Origin of the sequence: Xanthomonas sp. NCPPB 3583 (assembly GCF_041475715.2) — a bacterium.
GTDB classification, from domain to species: Bacteria; Pseudomonadota; Gammaproteobacteria; order Xanthomonadales; family Xanthomonadaceae; genus Xanthomonas; species Xanthomonas euvesicatoria.
On the sequence record NZ_CM191263.1, the window covers coordinates 4,768,407 to 4,794,838 of the forward strand.

Below are 26,432 nucleotides of genomic sequence, written 5' to 3' on the forward strand. Positions count from 1 at the left end.
GGCGTGTTGTTAACGTTTCGTTGGCATCGATTGCGAGCGGCCCCCCAATTGCTGCTCGCCCGTTTACACCTTGAGAGAGAGGTCCGTTTCATGAAGCGTCGTTTGCTGGTTACCGCCGTATGCACCGCCCTGACGATGCCATCGCTTGCGATGGCACAGGAGCAAGGTGACGTGACCCAGTTGGACAAGGTCACCGTGACAGGTTCGTTGATCCCCCGCTCCCAGATCGAAACCGCGACCCCGGTGTTTTCGATCACTGCCCAGGACATCCAGCGCCGCGGCTTCAAGGACGTCTACGACGTGCTGCGCTCGCAGCCGATGGCCACTGGCTCCGTGCAGGACGGTCAGTTCAGCGGCGGCTTTACTCCGGGCGCCAAGTCGTTGAGCCTGCTCGGACTGGACCCGGGCTTCACCCTGGTGCTCATTGATGGCCGGCCCATGGCCGACTACCCGCTGCTCTATAACGGCCAAAGCAACTTCGTCGATCTGGCCAGCGTGCCGGTCGGCATGGTCGAGCGTATCGACGTTGCGCCCGGCAACCAGTCCTCGATCTACGGTTCCAGCGCCATCGCCGGGGTGGTCAACATCATCCTGAAAAAGCGCATGGACGGCGTGCAGATGAACTACCGCATGGGCACCTACGATGGTGGCGGCGGCAACAACCAGCGCTTTCAGCTCACCGGCGGCAACGAGATCGGCGGCGCCAATATCGTGTGGGGGCTGCAGCTCAATAATCAGGACCCGATCTACGGTTTTCAGCGGCGCGATTTCGATTCCACCAACGACAACCCGGACCCGACCCTGCGCTACGGCTCGCGCATCGCGCTGCACAACACACCGCGCACCTACATCGACCCCGGTGCCGACAACTGCGCCGCGCTGGGCGCGCTGTTCAACGGTTCGGTGCAATACGACAACCGTGCCAACCGTGGCAACTTCTGCAGCAGCCGTGCCGAGCCTGGCTATGCCAGCATCCTCAACAAGGAGCGCAGCGCCAGCGGCTATGCCAACCTGAGCTATGCATTCAACGACAACGCCGAACTGTATTCGACCCTGCTGCTCAACCGCACCAAGGTCGAAGTCAACAGTGGCTCGCAGTTCTGGCAGGCCTCTTCTGACACCGGCGGTCTGTTCTACAACCAGGACAGCCAGCAGCTGGAAAGCTATCAGCGCATCTTTGCGCCGGAAGAAACCGGCAATCTGAATTTCAACAATCAGCGCCAGACCGCCGATTCCTACAACATCGCAATTGGCCTGAAGGGCGGCCTGGGCGCCAGCAACTGGACCTACGATGCCTATTACGCCCGTTCGGAATACCGCATCGACAGCCGCCAGCAATGGCCGCTGGCCGATCGCATCGAAGACTTCTTCCGCGAACAATTCCTTGGTGCGCCGCAAGGCGAGTACTATGGCTACCCGATCTACTCGCCCAACGATGCCAACTTCTATCGCGCGTTGACGCCGGCGCAGTACCGCAGCTTCAACGATGAAATCCGTACCAAGTCCAGAACCTGGACCCAGAACGTCAACCTGCAGCTGACCAACACCGAGCTGTTCAACCTGCCGGCCGGCGCTGTTGGCATCGCCGGCGTGTTGCAGGCGGGCAATCAGTACTGGACCAACCCGACCGATCCGCGTGTCATCGCCGGCGACTTCTATCAGCTGACCGGCACCCAAGGCAGCGGCAAGCGCGACAACTGGGCGGCCGCCTTCGAGACGCGGATCCCGATCCTGAGCACGTTGACCGCCAACCTGTCTGGTCGCTACGACGACTACAAGAACCAGGGAGGCGGTGGGGATTCCAAATTCACCTACAAGGCGGCACTGGAATTCCGCCCGATCGACTCGCTGTTGTTCCGCGGCAACTACGCCACCGCCTTCAAGGCGCCGGACATGGCCTTCAGCTTTGCCGGCGACAGCGGCTTCTTCCAGGGCGTCAACGATTACTACCGTTGCGCGGTGGAAGAACCGGGCGTGCCGATCGCCGATTGCACCTACGCTGGCACCACGATTTCAGGACGCCGCGCCGGCAATCGCGATCTGAAGTCGATCACGGCCAAGTCCTGGGGCGCCGGCGTGGTGTGGTCGCCAAGCGCACGCTTTAGCGTCAATGCCGACTACTACAACATCAAGATCGACCAGAAGGTCAGCGATCTGAGCACCGACAATCTGCTGCAGACCGAATCGGCGTGCCGCCTGGGCAGCCTGGACATCAATTCGCCTACCTGCGTGGACGCGCTTTCGCGGATCGATCGGACCGGGCCCGATGCACCGGTGCCCAATCGCCTGAGCAGCATCCGCATCAATCCGGTGAATATTTCCAACGAGGAAATCTCCGGTGTGCTCACCAAGGCGACGTACAACCTGGCGACCGAATCCTGGGGCCTGTTCGTGTTCGACGCGCAGTACAACGCGACCCTCAAGCACGAAAGCCAGCAATTCCCCCAGGACCCGGTACGCGACCTGCTCAGCGAACCGTTCTTCTCCTCCGAGTTCCGCACCATCGCCAATGCCTCGGTCACCTGGCAGAAGGATGCGTGGACGACCACCTTGTTCGGCCAGCGCTACGGCCGCACCCCGAACTTTCTGTCGCAGCAGAGTACCGACGGCTACGCAGTGGAAGGAGCACGCAAGGTCGGCGCGTGGACCACGTTCAATGCAACGCTGGACTACGCGATCAGCGACGATATCTCGCTGACGGCAACGGTCAACAATCTCGCCAATACCCGCCCGCCGCGTGACCGCACCTATACCAGCTACCCGTACTACAACATCTTCAACTACACCGGCTACGGCCGTTCCTACATGCTGGAATTGAACTGGCGCTTCGGCGCGCACTGATTCACTGCACTGTGCATGCGCACCGCCGGCGGCAGCCAATACGGCTGCCGCCGGCGTTTTTGGGCTTGTGACGCAGCTGCGGCACTGTTGCTCGCCTGCATGCCAGCGCATGCGGTGATGACGTTGCGCAAGCAGACCCGGCTGGCGCAACCGCTGTCCATCGGGGCGACTGCTTCGGCGCGCATCGAACTGGAGGCCGATGAAACGTGCTCGCAGCGCGTCTGGTGCGCCGCCCAAGACCTAATGGCTGCTGTCAATGCACTCCAGCATCGATCAGACCCGCCTGCGACAACGCCTGCCGCAAAGGCTCCAGCTGGACTGCATAGCGGCGCCATTCCTCCACGTTGCGGCTGTGCACGCCCTCGCGCACCTGCACGCTGCTCAGCGTGGCCGACGCTGCGGCATTGCGCGTGATGTCGATCTGCCCCGGCTCGATGTCCAGCCCGCAATATGCCATCAACTGCTGCAGCACCGTGGATGGATCGCGCACCATCCGCGCGTAGTCCACATCGATCACCCGACCCGGCAAGGCAGCGCGCCATTGCGCCATCAAGCCGTGATGCGCCCGATAGTGACGCGCCAGTGTGTGCAGGTCGTAACTGTAGGCATACGAATCGCCGAACAGCGCGCGGTAATTGGAAAAACATACCGCCATCGGCTCGCGCACCAGGTGCACGATCAGTGCACCCGGCAGTGCGCGCGCAATCGCGCCGATCGCCACCGCATTGGCCGGCAATTTATCGATATACCAGCGCGCCGATCCGGCACGCCACTGCGTTTGTTGCAGATACCGCGCGCCAATCTGCGCATAATCCAGCGTGGGCAGCGCCTGCAACAGCGGCGCGTCCAGCAGACTGCGCCCGGCCTGATCGGCGCCCCAACGCAACTGATGACCGAAGTCGTTCAATTCGCCGGCCGAAACGACCTGCGAATGATTGCCCAGCATGCGCTCCAGCACCGTGGTGCCCGAGCGCGGCAGGCCGAGCACGAAGATCGGCTGCGGACCTTGTAAGGCACCGGTGCCCTGCGCTGCGAACACGCCCCGCGCAGCCAGGTCACCCAGTTGCGCGTACAGCGCTGCCTCGGCATCGGCATCGTGGCGCAGACGTGCATGCATCACTGCATTGCCGTGCTGCAGCGCGTCCCAGGCGGCAGCGGTGTCGCCTAGGTCCTCCAGCTCCTTGTACAACGCGAAGGCCAGCCCGGCACGATCTTCACTGTCGGGTTTGGCGAGCTGCAATTGCTGACGTAATTGCGCGACATGGTTGCTGCCGGTGGTCTGACGGCGCAGCCGCGCACGCGTGAGCGCTGCACGGCCGTAGCCGGGCGACAGCGCCAGGGTCTGCTCCAAGGCCTGCGCCGCCTCATCCAGGCGCCCATTGAACTGCAGTTGCACCGCAAGAAAAAAACGGAAGTCCGGACCATCGAATCCGCACGCCTGTGCGCGCTGCATCATCGCCAGTGCCTCGACGTGTTCGCCCAAGGACTGGTGCACGTGTGCAAGCAAAGCCAAGGTCGCGCCGTCGCGGCACTGCATCACCGAGGGATGCCGCAGCAGCGCATGCAGCGTGTGATGCTCGCCCACGCGCAACAGGGCCTGCGCCACACGGCAACGCATCGCCACATCGTCGCCCACATCGCGAGCGGCCAGCTGGAGTTGCGTCACGGCCTCGCGCATGCGGCCGTTGGCCAACACGGTGCCGGCCAGCAGCACGCGTGCAGCCACATGCGTCGGTTCCACCCCCAGCAGCGCCTGCAATGCAGACGCTGCCACGCCCAGGTCGCGCCGCGCCAACGCGGCCTGGGCGGCCTGCCAGTGCAGCGCGCCCGCCGACCTGGACATCAGCTGGACAGATGCTCGATGGCGGCGACGCTGCCGAGGCGGTCGCCGAGCTTCTTCAGCAGTGCGAGCCGGTTGGCGCGCAGCTGCGGGTCGTCGGCATTGACCATCACGCCGTCGAAGAACGCATCCACCTGCGGGCGCAGGCGCGCCAGGCGTGCGAGCACGGCGACATAGTCATGGCGGTGCAGCGCATCGCCGGTATCGCCGATGGCCGCTTCCACCGCTTCGGCCAGGGCTTGTTCGGCCGGTTCGCGCAGCAGGCTGGTGTCGATGTCACCGGGGATCTCGCCCTCGGCCTTGCGCAGGATGTTGCGGATGCGCTTGTTGGCTGCGGCCAGGGCTTCGGCTTCGGGCAGCGTGGCGAAGATGCCGATCGCATCGATGCGGCGGTCGAAGTCGTAGAGGGAGCCATGGGTCGCGCCCAGGTGCGCTCCTACGAGCGCTGCAGGAGCGCCCTCGGGCGCGACCGAGAACAATGCGGCGACCGCGTTGAAGTGCGTGGCAGGAACGCCCTTGTCTGCGTAGTAGCCGCGTAGGCGGTCGAGGATGAAGTCGAAGAGCTCAGCCAATTCTTCCAAATGCAGCGATCGCTGATTCGCATGTGACGTGGGGGCATCTACACCTGACGCACGTGCTTTGTCTGCAACATCTTTTTTCTGCCGCAGCACAACCTCAGACATCGACTGTTTTGCAGAGCTGTAGGCGTGATAGAGCAGATCCTTGAGGTCCAGATCAAACCCACTCTCAATCACCGTCCGCGCCAACCCCAATGCATTGCGCCGCAGAGCAAACGGATCCTTGTTGCCGGTCGGCTTCAACCCGGCCGCAAACCCACCGGCCAAGGTATCCAGACGCTCGGCAATCGCCAGCACCTTGCCCAACGGCGACAGCGCGATGTCGTCGCCGGCAAAGCGCGGCTGGTAGGCCTCGTCGATGGCCAGCGAAATCTCGCTCGGCTCGCCGGCGGCCTTGGCGTAATGGCGGCCGGCAATGCCCTGCAGCTCCGGGAATTCGTTGACCATGCGCGATTGCAGGTCGTTCTTGGCCAATTCCGCAGCACGCCGTGCCTGCACCGGGTCGGCACCGACCTGCGGTGCAATCGCCTCGGCCAGCGCCGCCACGCGCGCGACCTTGTCGGCCACGCTGCCCAGCTTGGCCTGATACGTGACGCTGGACAGGCCTTCGCCCATCGCCTGCAGGCCCTGCTTGAGATCTTCGTCGAAGAAGAACTTGGCGTCGGCAAAGCGCGGACGGATCACGCGCTCGTAGCCCTTGGCCACTTCGGCCACGTCCTTGGATTGGATGTTGGCGATGCCGATGAACTGCTCGGTCAAGGTGCCGCCGTCGTCCAGCACCGGGAAGAATTTCTGGTTGATCTCCATAGTTTCGATCAGCGCTTCCTGCGGCACCGCCAGGAAATCGCGTTCGAAACTGCACAGCACCGCCGCCGGCCATTCGACCAGGTTGACCACCTGCTCCAGGTTGTCGTCGCTGATGCGTGCGCTGCCGCCGGCCTGCCTGGCGGCCGCCTGCACTTCGTCGACAATGCGGGCACGGCGCGCGTCCGGATCCACCAGCACGTGCGCCGCACGCAGCGCATCGACGTAGTCGCCGGGTGCCGCCAGCGACACTGCGCCCTCATGCATGAAGCGGTGCCCGCGCGTGATGCGGTCGCCGCGTACGCCCAGCAACTCGGCCGGAATCACCTCGCTGCCGAACAACAGCACCAACCATTGCACCGGCCGTGCGAAGGCGTACTCGTGTGCGCCCCAGCGCATCGGCTTGGGGATGGGCATTGCGGCAATGGCCTCGCGCAGGATCTCCGGCAACAAGTCGGCCGTGCGCGCGCCCGGCGTCACTGCGCGATGCACGAAACGCTCGCCCTTGGCGTCGCTGGTGCGTTCCAGCGCGGTCCAGTCGATACCGGCCTTGGCGGCGAAACCGGCCAATGCCTTAGTCGGTTGGCCTTCGGCGTCGAGGGCGATGTTGAGATACGGCCCCAGCACTTCCGAGCGCTGCTCCGGCTGCTCGGTGGCCACGCCCGGCAGCAGCACCGCCAGACGGCGCGGGGTAGACAGCGGCTTGGCATCGCCGCGGGTGACGGCAACGCCGCGCTTTTCCAGGCCGCTCAGCACGCCATCGAAAAAGGCCTGCGCCAGACCCGGCAGCGCCTTGACCGGCAGCTCTTCGGTGCCCAGTTCGATCAGCAGGGGAAGTTGTTCGCTCATATGACATGGACCTTTGCGTAGTCCCTTCTCCCTGCGGGAGAAGGTGCCCCGAAGGGGCGGATGAGGGGACGGGCGAAGCTCTGTGGAAGGTTGGGTGCATGAGGGCTGCGCCTCGTCCCCTCACCCCAACCCCTCTCCCGAGGGGAGAGGGGCTCGCTAGTCCCTTCTCCCTGCGGGACATTGTCCCCCTTCATGGGGGAGAAGGTGCCCCGCAGAGGCGGATGAGGGGACGGGCGAAGCCCTGTGGAGGTTGGGTGCATGAGGGCTACGCCCCGACCCTCACCCCACCCCCTCTCCCGGTGGGAGAGGGGCTCTCGGTTATTTCTTCACACCAGGAAATCCCAGCTTCTCGCGTTGGGCGTAGTACGCCTGCGCCACGCCCTGGGCCAGCGCGCGCACGCGCAGGATGTAGCGCTGGCGTTCGGTCACGCTGATCGCGCGGCGCGCATCCAGCAGGTTGAAGGCGTGGCTGGCCTTGGTGACCTGCTCGTACGCCGGCAGCGGCAGGCCGACCTCGACCAGATGCCTGGCTTCGGCTTCGCAGGCGTCGAAGCGATGGAACAGCTCGGCCACATTGGCGTGCTCGAAGTTGTAGGTGCTCTGCTCCACCTCGTTCTGGTGGTACACATCGCCGTACGTCACCGCGGCGCCGTCCGGGCCGTAGGTCCACACCAGCTCGTAGACGTTGTCGCAGCTCTGCAGATACATGCACAGCCGTTCCAGGCCGTAGGTAATCTCGCCCAGCACCGGCTTGCATTCGAGCCCGCCGGCCTGCTGGAAGTAGGTGAATTGGGTCACTTCCATGCCGTTGAGCCAGACTTCCCAGCCCAGGCCCCAGGCGCCGAGCGTGGGCGATTCCCAGTTGTCTTCGACAAAGCGCAGGTCGTGCACCAACGGGTCGATGCCCAGCGCCTGCAACGAGCCCAGGTACAGGTCCTGGATGTTGTCCGGGTTGGGCTTCATCGCCACCTGGTACTGGTAATAACGCTGCAGGCGATTGGGATTTTCGCCATAGCGGCCATCGGTGGGACGGCGCGAAGGCTGCACGTACGCCGCATTCCACGGCTCGGGCCCCAGCGCGCGCAGGAACGTGGCCGGATGGAACGTGCCCGCGCCCACTTCCAGGTCCAGCGGCTGGATCAGCACGCAGCCTTGCTCGGCCCAGTACTGGTTGAGGGTCTGGATCAGGCCCTGGAAAGTGATTGGAACGCGCCGGGAATCGGACATGCAGCAAAGGCCGTACGGAAGGGGTGCGCTAGTATACCGGCCGACCCGCGGCGCTTTGCCGCGCAGCACCGCTGCTGGGGAAAACACGCATGGAACAGCGGCGCACCGCCGATCCGGATCACGCCGTGGCACTGCTGCCGCGCGGCCGGCTGATGTTCGACCCGGTGGCCGCGGCCCTGCTGGCCGACGGCATGGTGGTACCGCACGAACACGAGCGCGTGCAGTTCTCCGCCAGCGGCGCGCGCACCGCCAGCGATGTGCATCCGCTGGTGCTGCTGGCCAATCTGAAATTGCACGCCGCGCAGCCGCCGGCCGGCGAGCTGGGCCTGGAACGGCTGACCGAATGGCTGGCCACCCGCACCGGCCTGCGCTATCTGCGCATCGACCCCACCCGTATCGATGTGGCCGCGGTCACCGGCGTGGTCTCGCATGCGTATGCGCGCAGGCACCGCATCCTGCCGCTGGCGCTGGATGCCGAGCGCGTGCTGATCGCCACCAGCGAGCCGCTGGCGCTGGAGTGGCTGGCCGACGTGCAACACCTGAGCCGGCGCCGTATCGAGCTGGCGCTGATCAACCCGCTGGATCTGCATCGCTACACGATGGAGTTCTTCGGTGTCACCCAGTCGGTACGCGGCGCGCGCAGCGATGCGCGCAGCACCGAACCCAACGCCGGCCTGCCCAGCTTCGAGCAACTGGTGGAACTGGGCCGCGCCGGCGACGTCAATGCCGACGACCACCACATCGTGCACATTGTCGACTGGCTGCTGCAGTACGCCTACGAACAGCGGGCCAGCGACATCCATCTGGAACCGCGGCGCGAGGCCGGGCGCATGCGTTTCCGCATCGATGGCGTGCTGCACAAGGTGCTGGAAGTGCCGCCGTCGGTGATGACGGCGGTGGTCAGCCGCATCAAGGTGCTCGGGCGCATGGATCTGGCCGAACGCCGTCGCCCGCAGGATGGCCGCATCAAGACCCGCTCGCCGGGCGGGCGCGAGGTGGAAATGCGCCTGTCCACCATGCCCACCGCGTTCGGCGAGAAATGCGTGATGCGCATCTTCGACCCGGATTCGGCGTTCAAGAGCATCGAGCAGCTCGGCTTCAGTCCGGAAGAGGCCGCCGGCTGGAGCGCGCTGGTCGAGCGCCCGCACGGCATCGTGCTGGTCACCGGCCCCACCGGCTCGGGCAAGACCACCACGCTGTATTCCACGCTCAAGCGGCTGGCCACGCCGGACGTAAACGTGTGCAGCGTGGAAGACCCGATCGAGATGATCGCGCCGGAATTCAACCAGATGCAGGTGCAGCAGAACATCGACCTGGATTTCGCCAGCGGCGTGCGCACGCTGCTGCGCCAGGACCCGGACATCATCATGATCGGCGAAATCCGCGACCTGGAAACCGCGCAGATGGCGGTGCAGGCCTCGCTCACCGGGCATCTGGTGCTGTCCACGCTGCACACCAACGATGCCGCTTCGGCCATCACCCGTCTGCTCGACCTGGGCGTGCCGCATTACCTGGTGGCCTCCACCCTCAACGGCGTGCTGGCGCAGCGGCTGGTGCGCACGCTGTGCGTGCACTGCAAGCGCCCGCATACGCTCAGCGACGCCGACTGGGCGGCCATCCGCGAGCCCGGCGAAGCGCTGCCGGAACCGCTCAACGTGCACGCACCGGTCGGTTGCCTGGAATGCCGCCGCACCGGTTACCTGGGCCGGGTGGGCCTGTACGAACTGCTACCGGTCAGCCCGCGCCTGCGTACCCTCATCCGCCCCGACACGGAACTTGCCAGCTTCAGCCAGGCTGCCCGCGCCGAAGGCCTGCGCACGCTGCGCCGCACCGGCCTGGAGAAGGTCGCCGCCGGGCTGACCACCATCGAAGAAGTGCTGTCGGTGTTGCCGCCGCGCGAATAGACGCCTCCTTCGTCCTGACGACCACGCCGCTTGCGCGCGCATGATCCGTAGGGACCTTCGACGCGGCGAGGCGTCGAGGGCCGGCGGGATTCGTTGAAAACTCTGTGCTGGCGGCAGGACCGATCCCTGCCGGGTGGTCGTGTTCGCTCAGGTGCACGGTTGCGTGGCATGCATGCAGCAACGCCTCCGGAGTGCATGCCGGTCTCGCACACGTCGCGGTCGATCGCCATGACGGCAATCGACGCGTTCGCCTGCGCCTGCGAGCCGCACGCGCGTGATTCCCGCCCCAGTGGCACTCGGCGCTCGTGCCTTGAGGGCGGAGATATCGTCCGGCGCACAGCTAAACCGGCTTGAGAGCCGCAGATTCGCCAGGTCTTGCGCGTTGATGGGTCCTCATGCGCGGCCTCCGAGGCGCTCGATGTGGGCGGGCTTGCTCACCCTGGCCGTCATCTCGTGCATCGCCTGTCGGTGCCCTGCGATTTCCTGCGTCAGTCTTGCCTGCCTGACCGGATCGGGCCGGGGTTTTTGCCGCTCCTTGTCGAGGCGTGTCTGCGCCAACTGCATCCGCTTGTAGGACAGATGCGTTTGCGCCTTGGCGTTGAAGCTCTCAGCCGTGTGGAACTGCACTTCGAACGCGTAGCCCTCGGCATCGGTGAAGCTGGCATTGATGCCCCGGTAGGTGCCATCTCCCGAGGTAAAGTAATTCTGCAGCTTCACGCACGTCATCCCGTGCCGACGCAGTGCCTCCTGGGCCGCCTGCACCTTCGCCACGAAACCCTCGGACGGCAACTCAAGCGCATAGCGCAGCGCATCGCCCACGCGTTGCGTGGCCTGTTCTGTTGTCATGCCGGCGCGCTGATGGCGCCGGATCTTGTCCTTGATCGAGGCGACCGATTTCTGGAACGGGTCGTGTTGCACCTGCTCGATCCGGCCCTGGCTGGCGTTGTAGCGCACGTTGCCCCAGAGCCGCGCGCCCAAGCCGTCGGCCAGCGTGTCGAGCACCGGCGTCAGCGACGCCTGCTTGCGTGTGGCGGCATGGAACACGCTGTGTGCCGGCGATGCGCCTGTATTGACGGCGTTCTGTTCGGAGGCAAGCGCCGGCGGCGTGCTTGCCAACGCCGGCACGGTCTCTTCCTGCCAGTCGTCGATCTCCTCGCACCCCGGCGGCGAGGCCACACGCTTGAAGGCCTCCAGCGCAGGCGCCTGTAGCTTGCGCTGCTCGGACCGCGATGCGCCGCCAAGCGCCAGCGCATGGGCGTGCTTGTACAGATCGTGGAAGCGCTCCTTCAGCGCGAAGGTCTCCGGGGTGTGGAACTGGATCTCCCACAGCGCACCCTCAGGGCTGCGCAGCGTGACATTGATGGCCTTGAAGACTGGCGGGTATTCAGTAAATTGATTGGTCAGCTTGACCCGTGCATGGCCCTGATCGTCCAGTGCGGCCAGCACGGCGCGCAGGCCGGCGGTAAAGCCCTGCGGTTCCAGCACCACGCTGTAGCGCAGCGCGTCGTTGACGCTGGCTGCCGCCTCGTCCAACGGCTGCTTCTTCAGCGCCATCCGCTGCTTGAGCTTGTCCTGCAACGAGCCGTAGGACTTCAGTTGATGCTGCGTGCCGGCCAGTTGCCCACCATAGCGCGCGGCGATGTTCTGCAGCATGTCGGTGACCTGCGGCTCCATCTGGCGAGCGCGCCTGAGCAAGGCTTGTGCCTTGAGCGCAATGTCCTGCGGCTGCACGTCGCGCAGACGCTCGGCCGGCGGCTGCGACCGGGCGATCCAGCCGGCCTGCTGTAGTGCCTCGAGCGCGTCTTCCATGACGCCGGCGGCCATCGACGGCATGCGCTGCAGCAGCAGCTTGGTCTGTTCGGGATCGAAGCGCCCGTCCTGCATGGCCCGGGCGGTGGCCCTGCTGTAGGGCACGTTGCGGACCCGCTCGGCGAAGCCCCGCTCGGCCCGTTCGCAGGCCTCCACGATCTTGGCGAACAGCGCCGTGCCGGTGTCGGACTTCAGCGCATCGGTGCCGACCTTGATCGCGATGGTGAACAGGTTGCGCATGGTCAGTTCCGGCTCGCCGGGGACGAGCCCGGGTTGCCCGTCCGGGAACTGCGCATGCGACAGCCGGCACACCGGGTAGTTGTCCAGGATGGCGTGGATGCGCGCCTCCACGCCAGAAGCGGCGTCGTAGGCCTTGGCCAGGCCGGGAAACGCCTCCGCCAGGGCGTCGGGCAACGCCGGGGCGTCGCTGTCGGCGGCCGGGTCCGTCTCAAGCGCAAGCAGCTGCGCGTGCAGCAACTCGGCAGCTTCACGCGCCTCGGGCAGGTGGGCGCGTTCGATCGCCTCGCGCGCCTGCACGCGCAGCGTGGCCAACACCACCGGATCGCGGACCGGCTCTTCGAGCAGCTCGCGCAAACCGTTGCGCAAGCCGCGCTCGATGCCATCGTAGGTGCCGAACATCATGTCGCGCGCCATCGCTTCGCGCAGTTCGTTCGGCTGCCCCATGAAGCGCGCTGCCAGCGTGGCGGCCGCCGAGGTGATGCGCTGACCGCGCTTGAGGGCCATGATTTCCGACAGCCGCCCTGGCTGGTAGTGGCCGCTGACCGGGTCGATGGCCGGCGTGGCCGTCTTCGGCGGCTTGAAGGACTTTTGCCGACCGAGCCTGGCCTTGCGATCCATCACCCGCGAAATCAGCGCAGCCAGCTTGGGATAGCCTGCGTAGATGAAGGCATCGTCGCCGTCGGTGTCCATGTCGCGTTTGCGCAACTCCTCGATCGGCAGTGCGCCCAGGCGCCCAGGCTCCACGATGTCCTTGAGCCGCAGGCTGCCGGTGCTGAGGATGTCGCGCGGCAAGGCACCGCGGTCACGGCCGTTTGTCCAGCACGACAGCGTCTTCAGATCTTCCTTGGAGCAGGCCAGGTCGGTGTCGCTGAACTCAGCCGGCCACTGCTGATCGGGCACCACCACCAGCATGCCCTTGCTGTGCAGCATCTGCGGATCGACGCCGGAGCGATCATCGAAACCGGTGTAGCTGTACTGGATGCCGAAGCACTGGGAGAGGAACGCGGCGGTGGCGTCGCCCTGGGCCACGGTGGCGATGCGCTGCTCCGGCACCGGCAGCAGATTCTCCTTGTCGTAGGGCGGCTTGCCGAGCAGCAACGGGCCGCCCGCGACGTCGAAGGCCTGGCTGCGCTGCTGCGGCAGATGCACCTTGTCGTCGGCCGACGGCACCGCCCGCACGCGCTGGCCCTGGTAGCCACCGCCGATGAGCGGCCTGTACACCCACAGCGGATCATCGCCTGTCGGCTCCAGTGTCCGCAGCCGGTCCTGCATCGCCGCGTGCGCCTCTTCCAGCGCCGCGGCATCGCGCGGGTAATGCTGCAGCGCCTGCGCCGGCATCATCGAAGGCCCCTTGTCCTTGGCCACCAGCTCGCGCTGCTCCTCGGTGGCCTGGTTTGCCTGCACCGCGTGCCAGGCCTCGTAATGCTTGCGGAAGGCCGGAATGGCCAAGGCCACCTCCAGTTTCAGGAAGCCGCAACCATCGTTGGGGCACAACGCCAGGGCCGTGCCATCCACGGCCAACGGCTTGAACGGATGCGCAGGGCCCTCGACGTCATCGAATACGCCCAGGCGCAGCGTGCCTTCCACGACATGGTCACTGGGCACCATCTCCAGCAGCGAGCGCTGCATGCGCGACCAGTCCTCGCGTTGCGGAGCGAGCTTGGCCGCCAGATGCATCAGGCTGCTGCCCGGGGCGGTGTCGGCATAGCGGAATGCAGGCAACAGCGACGCCGACTCCTTGCGTTGGGACAGCACCAGGCTGTGGCTACCGGATTTGCCGCGCGCCGCGCGGCTGCCGCCGAACATGTCGAAGCGCCAGGGCTCGCCGTTGTAGTTGAAGGTCCGCGCGAGCATGAAGGTCGATAGCTCACCAGGCAATTGCACCTCCACCAGCGGCAGCCCGGTCAGGCGTGCAAACAGCGAATACGGCTTGTCCGATTCGGACCGGTTGGTCGACAGCTCCTTGCCCACCAGATCGACCACCACATGGGTCGTGCTGCCGCGGCCGGGCGCCGGCGCCACCGGCCGGCCGGGAACCGAGGCCATGCTCAAGCGCCCACTGTCCAGGTCGAAGCGGGTGGGTGGATGGGCCTGGGTAATGGCCGGCGCGTCCTTGGCCATGCGCAGGTCCAGGGCGTCGAACATCCGGTCGCCGGCCTCGATCTGCGCGATCAGGTTCCAGCTCATCTCGCCCAGGTCCGCCTCGATCGCCTCGCGCGTGCGCGCCAGCGTCAGGTCCACCCACTTCACCAGTTCGTCGCGGCGCTGGCGCAGTTGCTTGCGCGGGCCGTCAAGATGGCGCGCTTTCCATTGCCGGCTCACCACCACGTAGGCCTTGAGCACCTGGTAGAAGGTCAGCGCCGGGCAGCGCGTTGCATGCTGTTCGATGCCGGCCGACGCGCGCGCGCCGTCGCCGCGCAGGTACAGCTCGATCTTGCGCGCGACGATGGGCTGCAACGTATCGAACACGTGCAATGCCTGGCCCCGATGGCGAGGGGCCAACTCCGGACTGCGGATCAGCGGCAACAGTCCCATGCAGAGGCTGCCGATCCCCTCAAGGCTGGTCTGGCGTAATCCATCGTCCCCGATCAGGGCCGACACCCGTTCCAGCGCCGGTTGTCCCAGCGAACGCATCTGGCGCTGAAGCCGCGCCGAGGCAAAGGCCTTGAAGAGCACACCGATATCGCCGGCCGAAGCGGACGCAAACCGCTCGCGGTGCACATCCAGGTGCCCGGCCATCGCCTGCAGCTTGGCGATACCCAGGGTCTGGAACTGCTCATCGTCCTCTTCGTCCAGATGCGACAGCCGGGACATCGCGTTGGCCAACACCGCGATCCCCCGCATCTGGAACTGCCGCCAGGGCAGCTCGGCCGAGCCTGCACGCTCGGCGAGCAGCACGAATGCCGACTGGCACACCGGCCGGGCGAGGCATTTGCTCAGCGCGTTGAGCGCCACGGCCACGCCTTGCGGGTCCAGGGCCTTGCGCAAATCGGGATCGTCGGCCAGCGTCGCCGCCAGGACGTCGATGGCGGTCTCGCAGGCTGGCGTGCCGGGCCATTTGCTCAGGGCATTGAGCGCTTGGCTCACGTTGATAGGGTCGAAGGCACGACGCAAGCCGGCATCGTTGGTCAGCCGCTCGGCCAGCGCGCTGGCGGCGGCCGCGCAGACTGGCTTGTCGGGCCATTTGCTCAGGGCGTTGAGTGCGTTGCCAAGGCCCTGCGCTTCCAGATCCCTGCGCAACCCGGGATCGTTGGCCAGCCGCGCGGCTAGCGCGTCGACGGCGGCCGCACAGACCGGCATCTCGGGCCATTTGCTCATGGCGTTGAGCGCATTGGCCACCCCTAGCGCATCGAGGGCATTGCGCAACTCGGGGTCGTCGACCAATCGCTCGGCCAGCGCGTTGACCACCTCGCCACCGGCCGGCATGTCCGGCCATTTGCTCAGGGCATTGAGCACCTGGGGCAGGTTGGAAGCGTCCAGCGCCTTGCGCAGGTCGGGATCGTCGCTCAGCCACTCGGCCAGCGCACTGGCAGCGGCCGCGCAGACCGGCATGTCCGGCCATTTGCTCAGCGCGTTGAGCGCAGTGGCCACGCCATGCGCGGTCAGAGCGTGGCGTAACTCGGGTTCGTCGGCCAGCCGCTCGGCCAGCGCACCGGCGGCGGCCGCACAGACCGGCACGTTGGGCCACTTGCTCAGGGCGTTGAGCACGGTGGCCACGCCATGGGCGGTCAGGGCGTTGCGTAACTCGGGTTCGTCGGCCAAGCGCTCAGCCAGCGCGCCGGCGGCGGCCGCACAGGCCGCATTGTCGGGCCATTTGCTCAGGGCGTTGAGCACGGTGGCCACCTGCTGTACGTCGAAGGCCACGCGCAACCTGGGATCGTCGGCCACCCGTGCGGCCAGCGCGCTGGCGGCGCCCGCACAGGCCGGCGTGTCGGGCCATTTGCTCAGGGCGTTAAGCGCGTTGGTCATTTCTCGCGGCTTGAGCACGTCGCGCACGTCGGGCTCGCGTCTCAGTCGCTCGGCCAAGGTGTTGGCGGCCGCCGCACAGGCCTGGTTGTCGGGCCATTTGCACAAGGCGTTGAGCACGGTGGCCACTTGCTGCGCGTCGAAGGCCTTGCGCAACCTGGAATCGGCGCCCACCCGTGCGGCCAGTGCGCTGGCAGCGGCCGCACAGACCGGCGTGCCGGGCCATTTGCTCAGGGCATTGAGCGCATTGGCCACGTCCAATGGATTGAGATCCTTGCGTAACCGGGGATCGGCGGCCAGCCGCTCGGCCAGCGCACTGGCGGCGGCGGCACAGACCGGGGTGTCAGGCCATTTGCTCAGGGCATTGAGCGCGTTGGCCACGTCCAGTGCATTGAAGGCCTTGCGTAACTGGCGATCGCCGACCAGGCGCCCTGCCAGCATCCGTGCGGCTTCCGCGCAGACCTCGGTGTCCGGCCATTTACTCAAGGCATTCAGGACGTTGGTCACGTCGACCGGGCCAAGTTCCTTGCGCAGGTCGGGCTCGTCGACCAGCCGCTCGGCCAGCGCGGCGGCGGCCTCAGCACAAACCGCCGTGTCCGGCCATTTGCTCAACGCGTTGAGCGCGATGACCACACCTTGCCGGTTCAGGTCCTTGGGCAACTGGGGCTCGTCGGCCAGCCGCTCGGCCAGCGCGCTGGCGGCAACCGCACAGACCGCCTTGTCAGGCCATTTGCTCAAGGCCTTGAGCGTGGTGACAACCTGGTGTGCGTCGAGCGCCTTGCGCAACTGGGGCTCGTCGACCAGCCGCTCGGCCAGCGCGCTGGCGGCCTCCGTGCAGATCGACGTGTCGGGCCATTTGCTCAGGGAATGGAGCGCGGTGACCAGTTCCTGCGGCTTGAGGGCCTTGCGCAGGCTCCTCTCATGGATCAGCCGCTTGGCCAGCGCATTGGCGGCCTGCCCACAGATCGGTGTATCGGGCCATTTGCTCAGCGCTTCCAGCACTTGGGTCACGTTGATCGGGTCCAGGGCCTTGCACAGCTCGGGATCGTGGGCCAGCCGCCGGGCCAGCGCGCTGGCGGCCTGCGCACAGCTCGGTATATCCGGCCATTTGCCCAGCGCGTTGAGCGCGTTGGCCACACCTTGCGGATCCAGATCCTCGCGCAATTGGGGATCATCGATCACGCGTTCGGCCAGCGCACTGGCGGCGGCGGCACAGACCGGGGTGTCGGGCCATTTGCTCAGCGCGTTGAGCACGTTGGACACGCCCTGCGGGTCCAGGTTCTTGCGCAGCTCGGGGTCGTCGGCGACCCGCTCTGCCAGCGCACTGACGGCAGCCGCACAGACCTGGTCGTCGGGCCATTTGCTCAGGGCGTTGAGCGCATTGGACAGGCCTCGCGCATTCAGGGCCCGGCATAGCTTGGGGTCGTCGGCCAACCGCTCGGCCAGTGCGATGGCGGCGGCCGCACACACCGGTATATCGGCCCATTTGCTCAGCGCGTTGAGCGCCTGACTCACGTTGATCGGGTCCAGGGCCTTGCGCAAGCCGGGATCGTCCACCAACCGTTCGGCAAGCGCACTGGCCGCTGCCGCACAGACCTCGTTGTCGGCCCATTTACTCAGGGAGTTGAGCGCGTTTCCCAGTTCTTGCGGCTTTAGGTCCTTGCGCAATCTGGACTCGTCGGCCAACCGTTCGGCGAGCGCGCTGACGGCATTCCCGCAGTCCGGCGTGTCGGGCCATTTGCACAGGGCGTTGAGCGCGGTCGCCACGCTCTGGGCATCCATGGCGCAACGCAGGCGCTTGTCGCTGGCGACAAGCGCGGCAAACCAGTGCGCCGTCGCCTGGCACTCCGGGTTATCGGACCACTTGCTGAAGGCATTGAGTGCCAGGCTGATGTTCTGCGCACTCAGCCCCTGTCGTGCGTGGTCGTCACGCCGCAGATGACGTGCCAGACGCGCCACCGCGCGTTCACACCGGCCGCTGTCGAGATTCTTCGAGAAGGCATTCAGAAGCAGAACTGACGGGTAGGCCCCCAGCCCCACCAGATCATCGGCCTGCGTGAGCTCTCCAGCGATCCACGCGATGGCCTCCATGCATGCGGGCTGATTCGGGTGCTTGCTCAGCTTGTTGCCCACATGCGCCAGCTGCGCCAGCGATGCCCCTTCGAACCATCCGGTCCCAAACAGGTATTGCGCCGCGAGCTCGGTGCAACGATCCAGATCGCCGGGTGTCACGCCTGCCCTGGCGCGCCGTGCAGTGGCAATCAACTGAAGATATTTGTCCAGCCGCTGCGCGTTGACTTGCGCGTTGACACTCTCCTCCAGGAAGGGCAACGCCATCCCGCCACGCATGCGATGCGCCAGCTCGTTGTCATATGCCATCGACACGCACCGGCCCGCGTTGTGGTTCCTCCCGATTCCATGGGGCTCGCTCAACTGTCGCTGCTGTTGCTGTCGCTGCGCCTGTAGCCGTTTTTTTGCCGCCCAGTCCAGCTGATGTTCGGCCCTACGCAGATCCTCGGTCGTCAGCCCCATGCCATGGAATGGCCGCTTTGGCTGCCGGGATGCCGCCTGCTCTTCACGTGGTCGCTTTCTGGCGGACCATTCGAACGGTTGTTCGCGCGGCCGAAATGCCCTCGCCTCCACACCATGATGCTGCGACGAGCGTTGTGGCCGATGCTGCGCTGACGACGCGCCGACGTCGTCAGTCGCCCTATCCGGGTAGCCCTCGGTTTTGATGCGCGCGTTCTTGACGGCAGCCGGCTGCCACGGCCGAAAGCGCCTGTCCCATGCGCCTTCGCTGGCATCGATTTCCTCTTTCTTTAAGGCGCTTGCCGTAAAGGGCTGCCTGTCACGCGTCGAGGCCCCTGGGTCATCCGACTCCATCCTCTGCCGTTTTCTAGGCGGCCGTCCAAGCGGTTGCTGCGCGCCGCTGCTGCTGGCTGCTGCCTGATCCTCCGTTAGCCCGGACTTTTCAGCATGAGCGTAGGGCGAGTTTGTGCGGAACGCAGTTGGATTGGTGGCATGGGTTTTCATGCCCGGAAATTTAGTCAATCTGCCTGCGAGCGACTTCTTCAATACGAAGCGCCGACGACGTGTGCGACGCCCGCTGCGCGTTGGGCCAATGGCCCTACTACATTGCATGGATCGAACGCGTGGGATGCAGCACGCCGGCACGGCGACGTGCTCCGCTGGCGTCAAGCGCAGTGTTCTGAAGGGTATGCACGGTTCGATGTTTTTCCACACCAATCCCGCCGAACCTTGCGTCGACCTGACCACGGCGACGGCGCAGAGGCACTGTCATTCCAGCCGTGCGTTTGTCTGCCGATATCCAGGACATGCACCAGTCGGCGACCACCGCTACCATCATCGGCATCCCGCCGCGAGGGAATCAGGACATGTCATTCGGCAATGACCCGCAGCGCGCGTCTTGGAGTGCCGCTTGAAAAAAACGCGTCGTTGCCGCCTACAATCGGGGGCATCTGTTGTGTCCGGATCTTTGCGCATGTCCGTCTTGCCGTTCCTGATCATCGAAACCGGGCAGCCCGTGCCGGAGATGAAGCGATACGGCCGTTTTCCGCACTGGATCCGCGTGGCGGCCGGGCTGGCCGAGCAGGAAACGGTGGCCATCGACGTTGCCAATGGGGACGCGCTGCCCGACCCGGCCGACTTTGCCGGCATCATCGTCAGCGGTTCGGCCGCCTTCGTGACCGACCGCGCCGACTGGAGCGAACGCAGTGCCGAATGGCTGCGCCATGCCGCCCATCAGGGCATGCCGCTACTGGGCATCTGCTACGGGCACCAGTTGCTGGCGCACGCGCTGGGCGGCGAGGTCGACTACAACCCGGCCGGGCGCGAATCCGGCACCATCGCGCTGGAGCTGCACCCGCCGGCTGAGCAGGATCCTTTATTCGCAGGGCTTCCGCCGCAGTTCCCGGCCCATGCCACCCATCTGCAGACGGTCGTGCGTGCCCCGGACGGCGCCATCGTGCTAGCGCACTCCCGGCAGGACCGCTGCCATGCCTTCCGCTGGGGCCGGGCCACCTGGGGCGTCCAGTTCCACCCCGAATTCGCCACCCACCACATGCGCGGCTATGTGCAGGCGCGTGCCGACTGCATCGCCCGCCACGGACGTTGCGCCCGCACGGTCGCCCGCGAGGTCACCGCCGCCCCCATCGCCCGCAAGTTGTTGCGCCGCTTCGTGCATCACGCACGCCGGTTGCAAACCGTGAGCGCTCGTCCCGCCGCGCACACGTAAAAGCAGCGATAATCGCGTGACGCCGGATGGTCCGGCGCGCGTATCGATCCGGAATGGGAATGAGCGAAATTCGTAAGGTGCCGGCATCTGCCGGCGCAGAGTGGCTGTTGACCGGTTTCTCGCTGTTGAAGCGGGCGCCGCTGGCGCTTGGCTCGATGGGGGTGATCTGGAGCGTGGCCGCCTCGCTGGTGGTGTCGCTGTCGGTCCTGGTGCCGCTGTTGGGCCCGGCTCTGCAGTTCCTGCTGGTGCTGACCGGCCCGTTGTTCATGGGCGGCCTGCTGTGGGCCATCCGCGAAGTGGACGAAGGCCGCATCGCCAAACCGTCGCATCTGCTGCATGGCCTGCAGGACGGCCGCGCGCCGCATCTGCTGGTGTCGCTGCTGCCGCAGCTGATCGCCGGCCTGCTGCTGGGCGTGCTGTTGCTGGCGATGATCGGCGCCAGCGGGCTGCAGCAGCTGTCCGAAGTGATGGTGAAGATCAACCAGATCAGCCAGTCCGGCGCGCAGCCGGACCCGGTGCAGATCGAGCAGCTGGCCGCCAGCCTGCCGGCCGGGCGCATCCTGCTGTGGCTGCTGCTGACCATCGCCACCTTCGCGGCGATGACGCTGGCGCTGTTCGTGATGCCGCCGCAGGTCATGTTCGACCGCAGCACCGGTGGCCACGCGCTGCGCGAGAGCCTGCGCGCCAGCCTGCACAACCTGCCGGCGATGCTGGTGTTCTTCGTCCTGGCCTTCATCGCCATTTTCGCGATCTATTTCGCGGTCATGATCGTGGCGCTGATCGTCGGCCTGATTGCCGGCCAGACCGTGGCGATGTGGCTGGCCCAACTGCTGTTGATGGCGGTGCTGATGCCGGTGTTCGCCGGTTCGGTCTACGCCGCGTGGAAGCAGATGTTCACCCACGCCGGCGCCGCCGCCCAACCAGCCCCGCCATCGCGGCCGGATGTATTTGTTGCTTGAATTCGCGCGGCTGTAGGAGCGCACCTGGGCGCGACCAGGGCTTCTCGACGTAGGCTTGGTCGCGCCCGGGCGCGCTCCTAACGTGGACCATGGCGTCCGGGGCGATGCCGCGCAGCGACGCATGTGCCCGAAGACGACCGCACCGCGCACCTGCATGGCGGCGCGCTTGGGTGCAGCGACGGCACTAAGCGTTCTTCGGCGCTACCGCACGCGAGGCCATGATGCCCAGCTCGTAGAGCAGGCACATCGGAATGGCCAGCATCAGCTGCGATACGACGTCTGGCGGGGTGAGCACGGCGGCCAGGATGAAGATGCCGACGATGGCGTAGCCACGGCCTTCGCTGAGCTGCTTGGGGCTGACCCAGCCCAGCAGCACCAGGATCACCAAGGCCACCGGCAGTTCGAAACTCGCGCCGAAGGCGAAGAAAATGGCCAGCACGAAATCCAGGTACGAATTGGCATCCGGGGTAATGGCGATCACGTCTGGCTTGAACGTGGTCAGGAAGTGGAACACCGCCGGCAACACCAGGAAATAGGCGAACGCGCAACCGATATAGAACAGCGCCACCGCCGACGCCAGCAGCGGAAATGCCAGCTTCTTTTCGCGCTGGTACAACCCCGGCGCCACGAACGCCCAGGCCTGATACAGCAGCCACGGCACGCTGAAGAACACCGCCACGAAGAAGGTGAGCTTGAGCGGGGCGAAGAACGCGCCGGCCGGATTCATCGCGATCATCGTCTGCCCCAGCGGCAGTTGCGAGATCAGCGGTGCGGCCAGCCACGAATAGATCGCCCGCGAAAACGGCAGCAGCGCCAGCAACACCACGCCCAGACCGATCAGCGCGCGGACCAGGCGGGCGCGTAATTCGACCAGATGCTCGATCAGACTGCTTTCGGCCTGTGCGTCGTCGAACAGGCTCACGGCTGTTTCTCCTGGAGTTTGGCTGGCGCGCCCGGCGTCCACGCGGCCGGTGTGCCCGCATCGACTGGCGCAACGGCGACCGGCTCGGGCGTGCTGGCAAGATGCGCGGCATGCGGCGCGGGCACTATCGTGTCGTGCGGAGCCGGAACCAGGGTTTGATGCGGCGCTGGCGCAATGGGTTGAGCCTGCGCAATCACCGGCGCGGTATGTGCAGCTCCAGCCGCATCGGTTACGCCGGCTGTTGCATCCACATCGGGGCTGGCAGACAAATCCGCATGGGCCAGTTCCAGCGGCGTTGCCACCGGCGTGGCGCTGGCGCGGATGTCGATATCGCGACTGACGTCGTCATGCAGCGTGCGGGCGCCCTGCTCGACCTGCTGCTGCGTGTTGCGCAGCTGGTCTTCGGCCTCGCGCAGCGAGGCCTGCACGTCCTGCAGGCTGCGCTTGAGCTCTTCGGCCTCGAGTTCGCGTTCGAGTTCCTGCTTGACAGAATCCCACTGCATTCGGGCACGGCGCACCCACAATCCGGCAAATCGGGCCGCCTTGGGCAAACGCTCGGGGCCGAGCACCACCAGGGCGACGACCGCAATGAGCGTCAGTTCGCCAACACCTATGTCAAACACCGACGCCGCTCCGGATCAGCGCGCGTCGCGGTCGCGTTCGGCCTGCGCCTCACGCGCCTGCTCGGCAGTACGGGAGTCGTCGCCGAGCTTGCCGGCCGGCTTGTCGTCGTCGTGCATGCCTTTCTTGAATTCCTTGACCGCGCTGCCGAGATCCTTGGCACCGCTGGTGAGCCGCTTGGTACCGAACACCAGCAACACGATCACCAGCACGATCAGCCAGTGCCAAATGCTGAAACCGCCCATGATCTGCTCGCTTGCTTGAAAGATGGAACGCGCAGGATACCCCAGCGCACCGCGCAGGGGGATGACAGTGCGTTAGCGGTTGCCGTCCAGTGATTCGGTGCGGATTTCACCCTCCGATACCGGCTGAAAACCTTGCTGGGCGGGCGGCGTGGTGCTGGGCTGCATCGGCACGGTGCTGGCTTCGCTGGCCGGCGGCGGCACATTGGCCGGTTGCTGTGCCTGCACCGGCGGCGGGGTCTGCGGACGCGGTGCCGGCGGCGCGCCATCGGCGGCGGCATCGGTGCTGCGATTGGCGCGCGCGGTGTAGGTCGCCTCTTCCAGCCGGTCGCGGAAAGCGATCACATCGGTGGACGGGCGTTCGTTGGTGCGGCCTTCGAAAATCATGCGCGGAGTCGCGCCGCTGCCGTAGGCATTGAGGTCGGCGGCATCGTCGATCTGCAGCACCGCACCGTCCAGCGCCACGCCGGCGAACAGGCCGCGGGCACGCGACCACGACCAGATTTCGGCCTTGAGCTGGCCGTCGGTCGCCGCGGCGGCGTTGCGCCCGACCGGACCTGCGGCCACGCCGGCGTCGGCGCCAAGGGTGAACTTGCCGTTGACGATGTTGTCCAGGCTGCGGTCGTTGCGGAACACCAGCACCACGTCGGAGGACTGCACGCCGGCCTGGAAGCCGATGCTGCCGCCGGTGAGCTTGACGAACACCGGTTGCGACCAGCTGCCGTCGGGATTCTTCATCGACATCAGGCCGTGGCCGCGACGGCCGCCGATCACCAGACCGGCCTTGAGCGTGTCGGGAATGACCACGATGGCGCGCGCCTCGTCGAGCAGTTTGTCCGGAATGGCCTGCTCGGGGATCTTCATGATCTCGGTGAGCACACGCACCGCATTGCGTGCGCGCTGGTCTTCTTCCGGGCCGGCGACGGCATGGCCGGCGGCCAACGTCAGCGACAACAACAGGGCCAGGCGCAACAAACGAGGCATGACAAGCTCCAAGAGAAGAATCCGTCAAAGATAGCAATGCCGCGACGTTAGTGCCGGCGCAATGAATCGGTGGTGAGCGCAACCGGCATGGAAGAGGCGGCCGATCGCAGCGATCGTCGCGCTGCTGTCGGCAGCGGTGCCCGGCTCTGCCAGAATGGTGCGCATGAACACGACACCCGATACCGCCCTGCTGGTCGTCAACCTCGGCACCCCCGAATCGCCGACCGCCCCGGCCGTGCGCCGCTACCTGGCCGAGTTCCTGAGCGACCGCCGCGTGGTCGCGATTCCGCCACTGTTCTGGAAGCCGCTGCTGTACGGGGTGATCCTGCCGATCCGCGGGCCGAAGTCGGCCGAAAAGTACGCCAAGGTGTGGTTGCCGGAGGGCTCGCCGCTGGCGGTCTACACGCGCCGCCTGGCCGACGGCCTGCAAGCGGTGATGCCCGACTGGCATGTGGAATGGGCCATGCGCTACGGCGAGCCGGCCTTGCGCAAGACGCTGGACGGGCTGCGCGCGCGCGGCATCAGGCGCATCGTGGTGCTGCCGCTGTATCCGCAGTATTCCACCACCACCACCGCCTCGATCCAGGATGTGGTGGAGGCATGGCGCACCAGCGCGCCGGAGATCGCGGTGGAGGTGATCCAGGACTACTGCGAGGACGCCGGCTGGGTGGCCGCGATCGCCGAGTCGATTCGCGCGCACTGGCAGGCGCATGGGCGCAGCGAAAAATTGATGTTTTCCTTCCACGGCCTGCCGCAGCGCGTGGCCAATGCCGGCGACCCGTATCCGCAGCAGTGTGAACGCAGCGCGCAGGCCATTGTGGCAGCGCTGGGGCTGCGCGCGGACGAGTGGCAGATGGGCTATCAGTCGCGCTTCGGCGCCGAACGCTGGCTGCAGCCGTACGCCGAACCCACGCTGTGGGCGTTGGCCGAAGGCGGCGTGCGCAGCTTCGACCTGGTCTGCCCGGGCTTTGCCACCGACTGTCTGGAAACGCTGGAAGAAGTGGCGCTGGGTTTTGCCGAAACGCTGGCCGAACGTGGTGCCACGCTCAGCTACATCCCCTGCCTCAACGCCAGCGATGCGCATGCGCACGCGCTGGCCGCCGTGGCGCGCCGCGCGTGAAGTTGGAGCCGTTTGCGTGCGATCTGGCCATCGGCCGGGTCACCGGACTGCGCAACCAAGATCGCGGCCCGCGCCGGGTGCTGGCCTTGCATGGCTGGCTGGATAACGCGGCCAGCTTCGTGCCGCTGAGCGCGCATCTGCACGCGCAGGAGCTGGATCTGGTGCTGCTGGATCTGCCCGGCCATGGCCACAGCGCTTGGCTGCCGACAGGCGCCGAATACACGCTCAGCAGCGCGATCGCCATGTTGTTGCAGGTCGCCGATGCCCTGGGCTGGGAGCGCTTCACCGTGCTCGGCCACTCGATGGGCGGCGGCATTGCCAGCCTGCTGGCCGCCGCTGCGCCCGAGCGCGTGGAGGCCTTGATCGCCATCGAGGCGCTGGGCGCCCTGGCCGAGCCCGTGGAAAGCACTGCCACACGCCTGCGCGATGCCGTTGCGTCGGCACGCACGCTGGCAGAGCGGCCGCTGCGGGTGTTTACGTCGATGGAAATGCCGGTACGCGCGCGCATGATGGCCAACCAACTCACCGAACCGGCTGCACGGCTGCTGGTCGAACGCGGCGTACGCGTGGTGGAAGGTGGCTACAGCTGGTGCAGCGATCCGCGCCTGACCCTGCCCACCGCCATCCGCATGACCGAAGCGCAGATCGACGTGCTGCTGGCCTCCATCGCCTGCCCCGCCCAGGCGATCTTCGCCACGCCCGCCCAGGCGTATTTCCCGGAAGCATTGCGCGACCACCGCGTGGCGATGATGCGCGACGCACGCCTGCAGCTGCTGCCCGGCACGCACCACGTGCATATGGAAGCGCCGGAAGCAGTCGCGGCGGTGATCAATGGCTTCTTGGATGGTTTGCGTCACGCGTGATACGCAGATGCCAATCGCGCAGGTGAACGTGGCAGATGCCGCCCGTGTCGTGGGCGCACTCGAATCCTTCGATCGGTGGCATGCGCCGTGGACCTTCATCCAGGCGGTGCGCGCCGCTGCCCACCTGGATGCGGGCGATCGCGTCCTGTTGGAGCAGGCATGGGCAGCGGCGTGTCACGCCGACCACTGGATGTCGGCGCGCACCCTGGACGCAGGCGCTGCGGTTGCAGAACACGCCCTGTCAAAACGCTTTGCCTGGCTGTCGCCGCTGGCCTGCCGGCAACTTGCCCGGGCTGCCTCCTACGCGTGGCGCTAGCGGCGTCTTCGCTGCAGCGTTGACCACTCGCCGGTGCCAGCCGCACCGATCGCCTGTTGCTGTTGCTGTTGCCGCACCCGTAGCTGCACCAC

Annotated in this window: 15 protein-coding genes; 7 read left to right on the forward strand and 8 right to left on the reverse strand. The window is 66.4% G+C overall.

All coding sequences use genetic code 11. The annotated features are described in order from the left end of the window. Nucleotides 1-150 precede the first annotated feature (150 nt). A complete protein-coding gene (locus tag ACCQ07_RS20465; RefSeq protein ID WP_208596952.1) occupies nucleotides 151-2,841 on the forward strand; it encodes a TonB-dependent receptor plug domain-containing protein in 2,691 nt (896 codons plus the stop codon). Nucleotides 2,842-3,094: 253 nt separating this feature from the next. Here ACCQ07_RS20465 and ACCQ07_RS20470 read toward each other — a convergent pair whose 3' ends face one another. The 3 genes from ACCQ07_RS20470 to glyQ form a co-directional block, all read right to left on the reverse strand. Then, nucleotides 3,095-4,684 carry a tetratricopeptide repeat-containing sulfotransferase family protein gene (locus tag ACCQ07_RS20470; RefSeq protein WP_218556129.1) on the reverse strand — a complete coding sequence of 530 codons (1,590 nt, stop codon included), beginning with the start codon at nucleotides 4,682-4,684 and terminating at the stop codon, nucleotides 3,095-3,097. Next, on the reverse strand, nucleotides 4,684-6,912 hold the full coding sequence (gene glyS, locus ACCQ07_RS20475) for a glycine--tRNA ligase subunit beta (RefSeq protein WP_372363619.1): 2,229 nt from the start codon (nucleotides 6,910-6,912) through the stop codon (nucleotides 4,684-4,686). The genes ACCQ07_RS20470 and glyS overlap by 1 nt, the downstream gene beginning before the upstream one ends. A 318-nt stretch (nucleotides 6,913-7,230) precedes the next feature. Continuing rightward, entirely contained in the window at nucleotides 7,231-8,139 is a 909-nt protein-coding gene (gene glyQ / locus ACCQ07_RS20480; RefSeq protein WP_008577775.1) for a glycine--tRNA ligase subunit alpha, read from the reverse strand. Between the two features lie 89 nt (nucleotides 8,140-8,228). Here glyQ and ACCQ07_RS20485 point away from each other — a divergent pair, with 89 nt between their 5' ends. After that, nucleotides 8,229-10,043 (forward strand): GspE/PulE family protein, encoded by a 1,815-nt coding sequence (locus tag ACCQ07_RS20485; RefSeq protein WP_071117935.1) that lies wholly within the window; start codon nucleotides 8,229-8,231, stop codon nucleotides 10,041-10,043. Nucleotides 10,044-10,436: 393 nt separating this feature from the next. Here the strand turns inward: ACCQ07_RS20485 and xopAD are convergent, their stop codons facing one another. Beyond that, nucleotides 10,437-19,091: a XopAD/skwp family type III secretion system effector gene (gene xopAD / locus ACCQ07_RS20490; protein ID WP_372364176.1), complete on the reverse strand. Its 8,655-nt coding sequence runs from the start codon at nucleotides 19,089-19,091 to the stop codon at nucleotides 10,437-10,439. A gap of 469 nt (nucleotides 19,092-19,560) precedes the next feature. Between xopAD and ACCQ07_RS20495 the strand changes: the two genes are divergently transcribed. Next, nucleotides 19,561-20,313: a glutamine amidotransferase gene (locus ACCQ07_RS20495; protein ID WP_003484963.1), complete on the forward strand. Its 753-nt coding sequence runs from the start codon at nucleotides 19,561-19,563 to the stop codon at nucleotides 20,311-20,313. 59 nt (nucleotides 20,314-20,372) lie between these two features. Beyond that, nucleotides 20,373-21,272, forward strand: coding sequence for a BPSS1780 family membrane protein (locus ACCQ07_RS20500; RefSeq protein ID WP_372363620.1), 900 nt, complete (start codon nucleotides 20,373-20,375; stop codon nucleotides 21,270-21,272). Between the two features lie 184 nt (nucleotides 21,273-21,456). Here ACCQ07_RS20500 and tatC read toward each other — a convergent pair whose 3' ends face one another. The 4 genes from tatC to ACCQ07_RS20520 all read right to left on the reverse strand — a co-directional run bounded on the left by tatC (nucleotide 21,457) and on the right by ACCQ07_RS20520 (nucleotide 24,041). After that, nucleotides 21,457-22,194: a twin-arginine translocase subunit TatC gene (gene tatC, locus ACCQ07_RS20505; protein ID WP_057680805.1), complete on the reverse strand. Its 738-nt coding sequence runs from the start codon at nucleotides 22,192-22,194 to the stop codon at nucleotides 21,457-21,459. Then, nucleotides 22,191-22,817, reverse strand: a complete 627-nt coding sequence (tatB, locus tag ACCQ07_RS20510) for a Sec-independent protein translocase protein TatB (protein ID WP_122272124.1) — start codon at nucleotides 22,815-22,817, stop codon at nucleotides 22,191-22,193. Before tatB ends, tatC begins: the two co-directional genes overlap by 4 nt. Before the next feature lie 15 nt (nucleotides 22,818-22,832). Next, nucleotides 22,833-23,060: a Sec-independent protein translocase subunit TatA gene (tatA, locus tag ACCQ07_RS20515; RefSeq protein WP_003484969.1), complete on the reverse strand. Its 228-nt coding sequence runs from the start codon at nucleotides 23,058-23,060 to the stop codon at nucleotides 22,833-22,835. Between the two features lie 72 nt (nucleotides 23,061-23,132). Further along, nucleotides 23,133-24,041, reverse strand: a complete 909-nt coding sequence (locus tag ACCQ07_RS20520) for a lipid-binding SYLF domain-containing protein (RefSeq protein WP_057680807.1) — start codon at nucleotides 24,039-24,041, stop codon at nucleotides 23,133-23,135. A gap of 154 nt (nucleotides 24,042-24,195) precedes the next feature. On the opposite strand from ACCQ07_RS20520, the gene hemH reads away from it, so the two are divergent. From hemH to ACCQ07_RS20535, 3 genes are read left to right on the forward strand one after another with little or no spacing between them, the layout of a single operon-like run. Beyond that, complete coding sequence (hemH, locus tag ACCQ07_RS20525) at nucleotides 24,196-25,161, forward strand: ferrochelatase (RefSeq protein ID WP_057680808.1); 966 nt, start codon at nucleotides 24,196-24,198, stop codon at nucleotides 25,159-25,161. Between the two features lie 2 nt (nucleotides 25,162-25,163). Beyond that, the gene (locus ACCQ07_RS20530) at nucleotides 25,164-26,024 is read left to right on the forward strand and encodes an alpha/beta fold hydrolase (protein ID WP_057680812.1); all 861 of its coding nucleotides are present in this window, start codon (nucleotides 25,164-25,166) and stop codon (nucleotides 26,022-26,024) included. Nucleotides 26,025-26,073: 49 nt separating this feature from the next. Next, nucleotides 26,074-26,340, forward strand: coding sequence for a hypothetical protein (locus ACCQ07_RS20535; RefSeq protein WP_503256001.1), 267 nt, complete (start codon nucleotides 26,074-26,076; stop codon nucleotides 26,338-26,340). Nucleotides 26,341-26,432 lie beyond the last annotated feature (92 nt).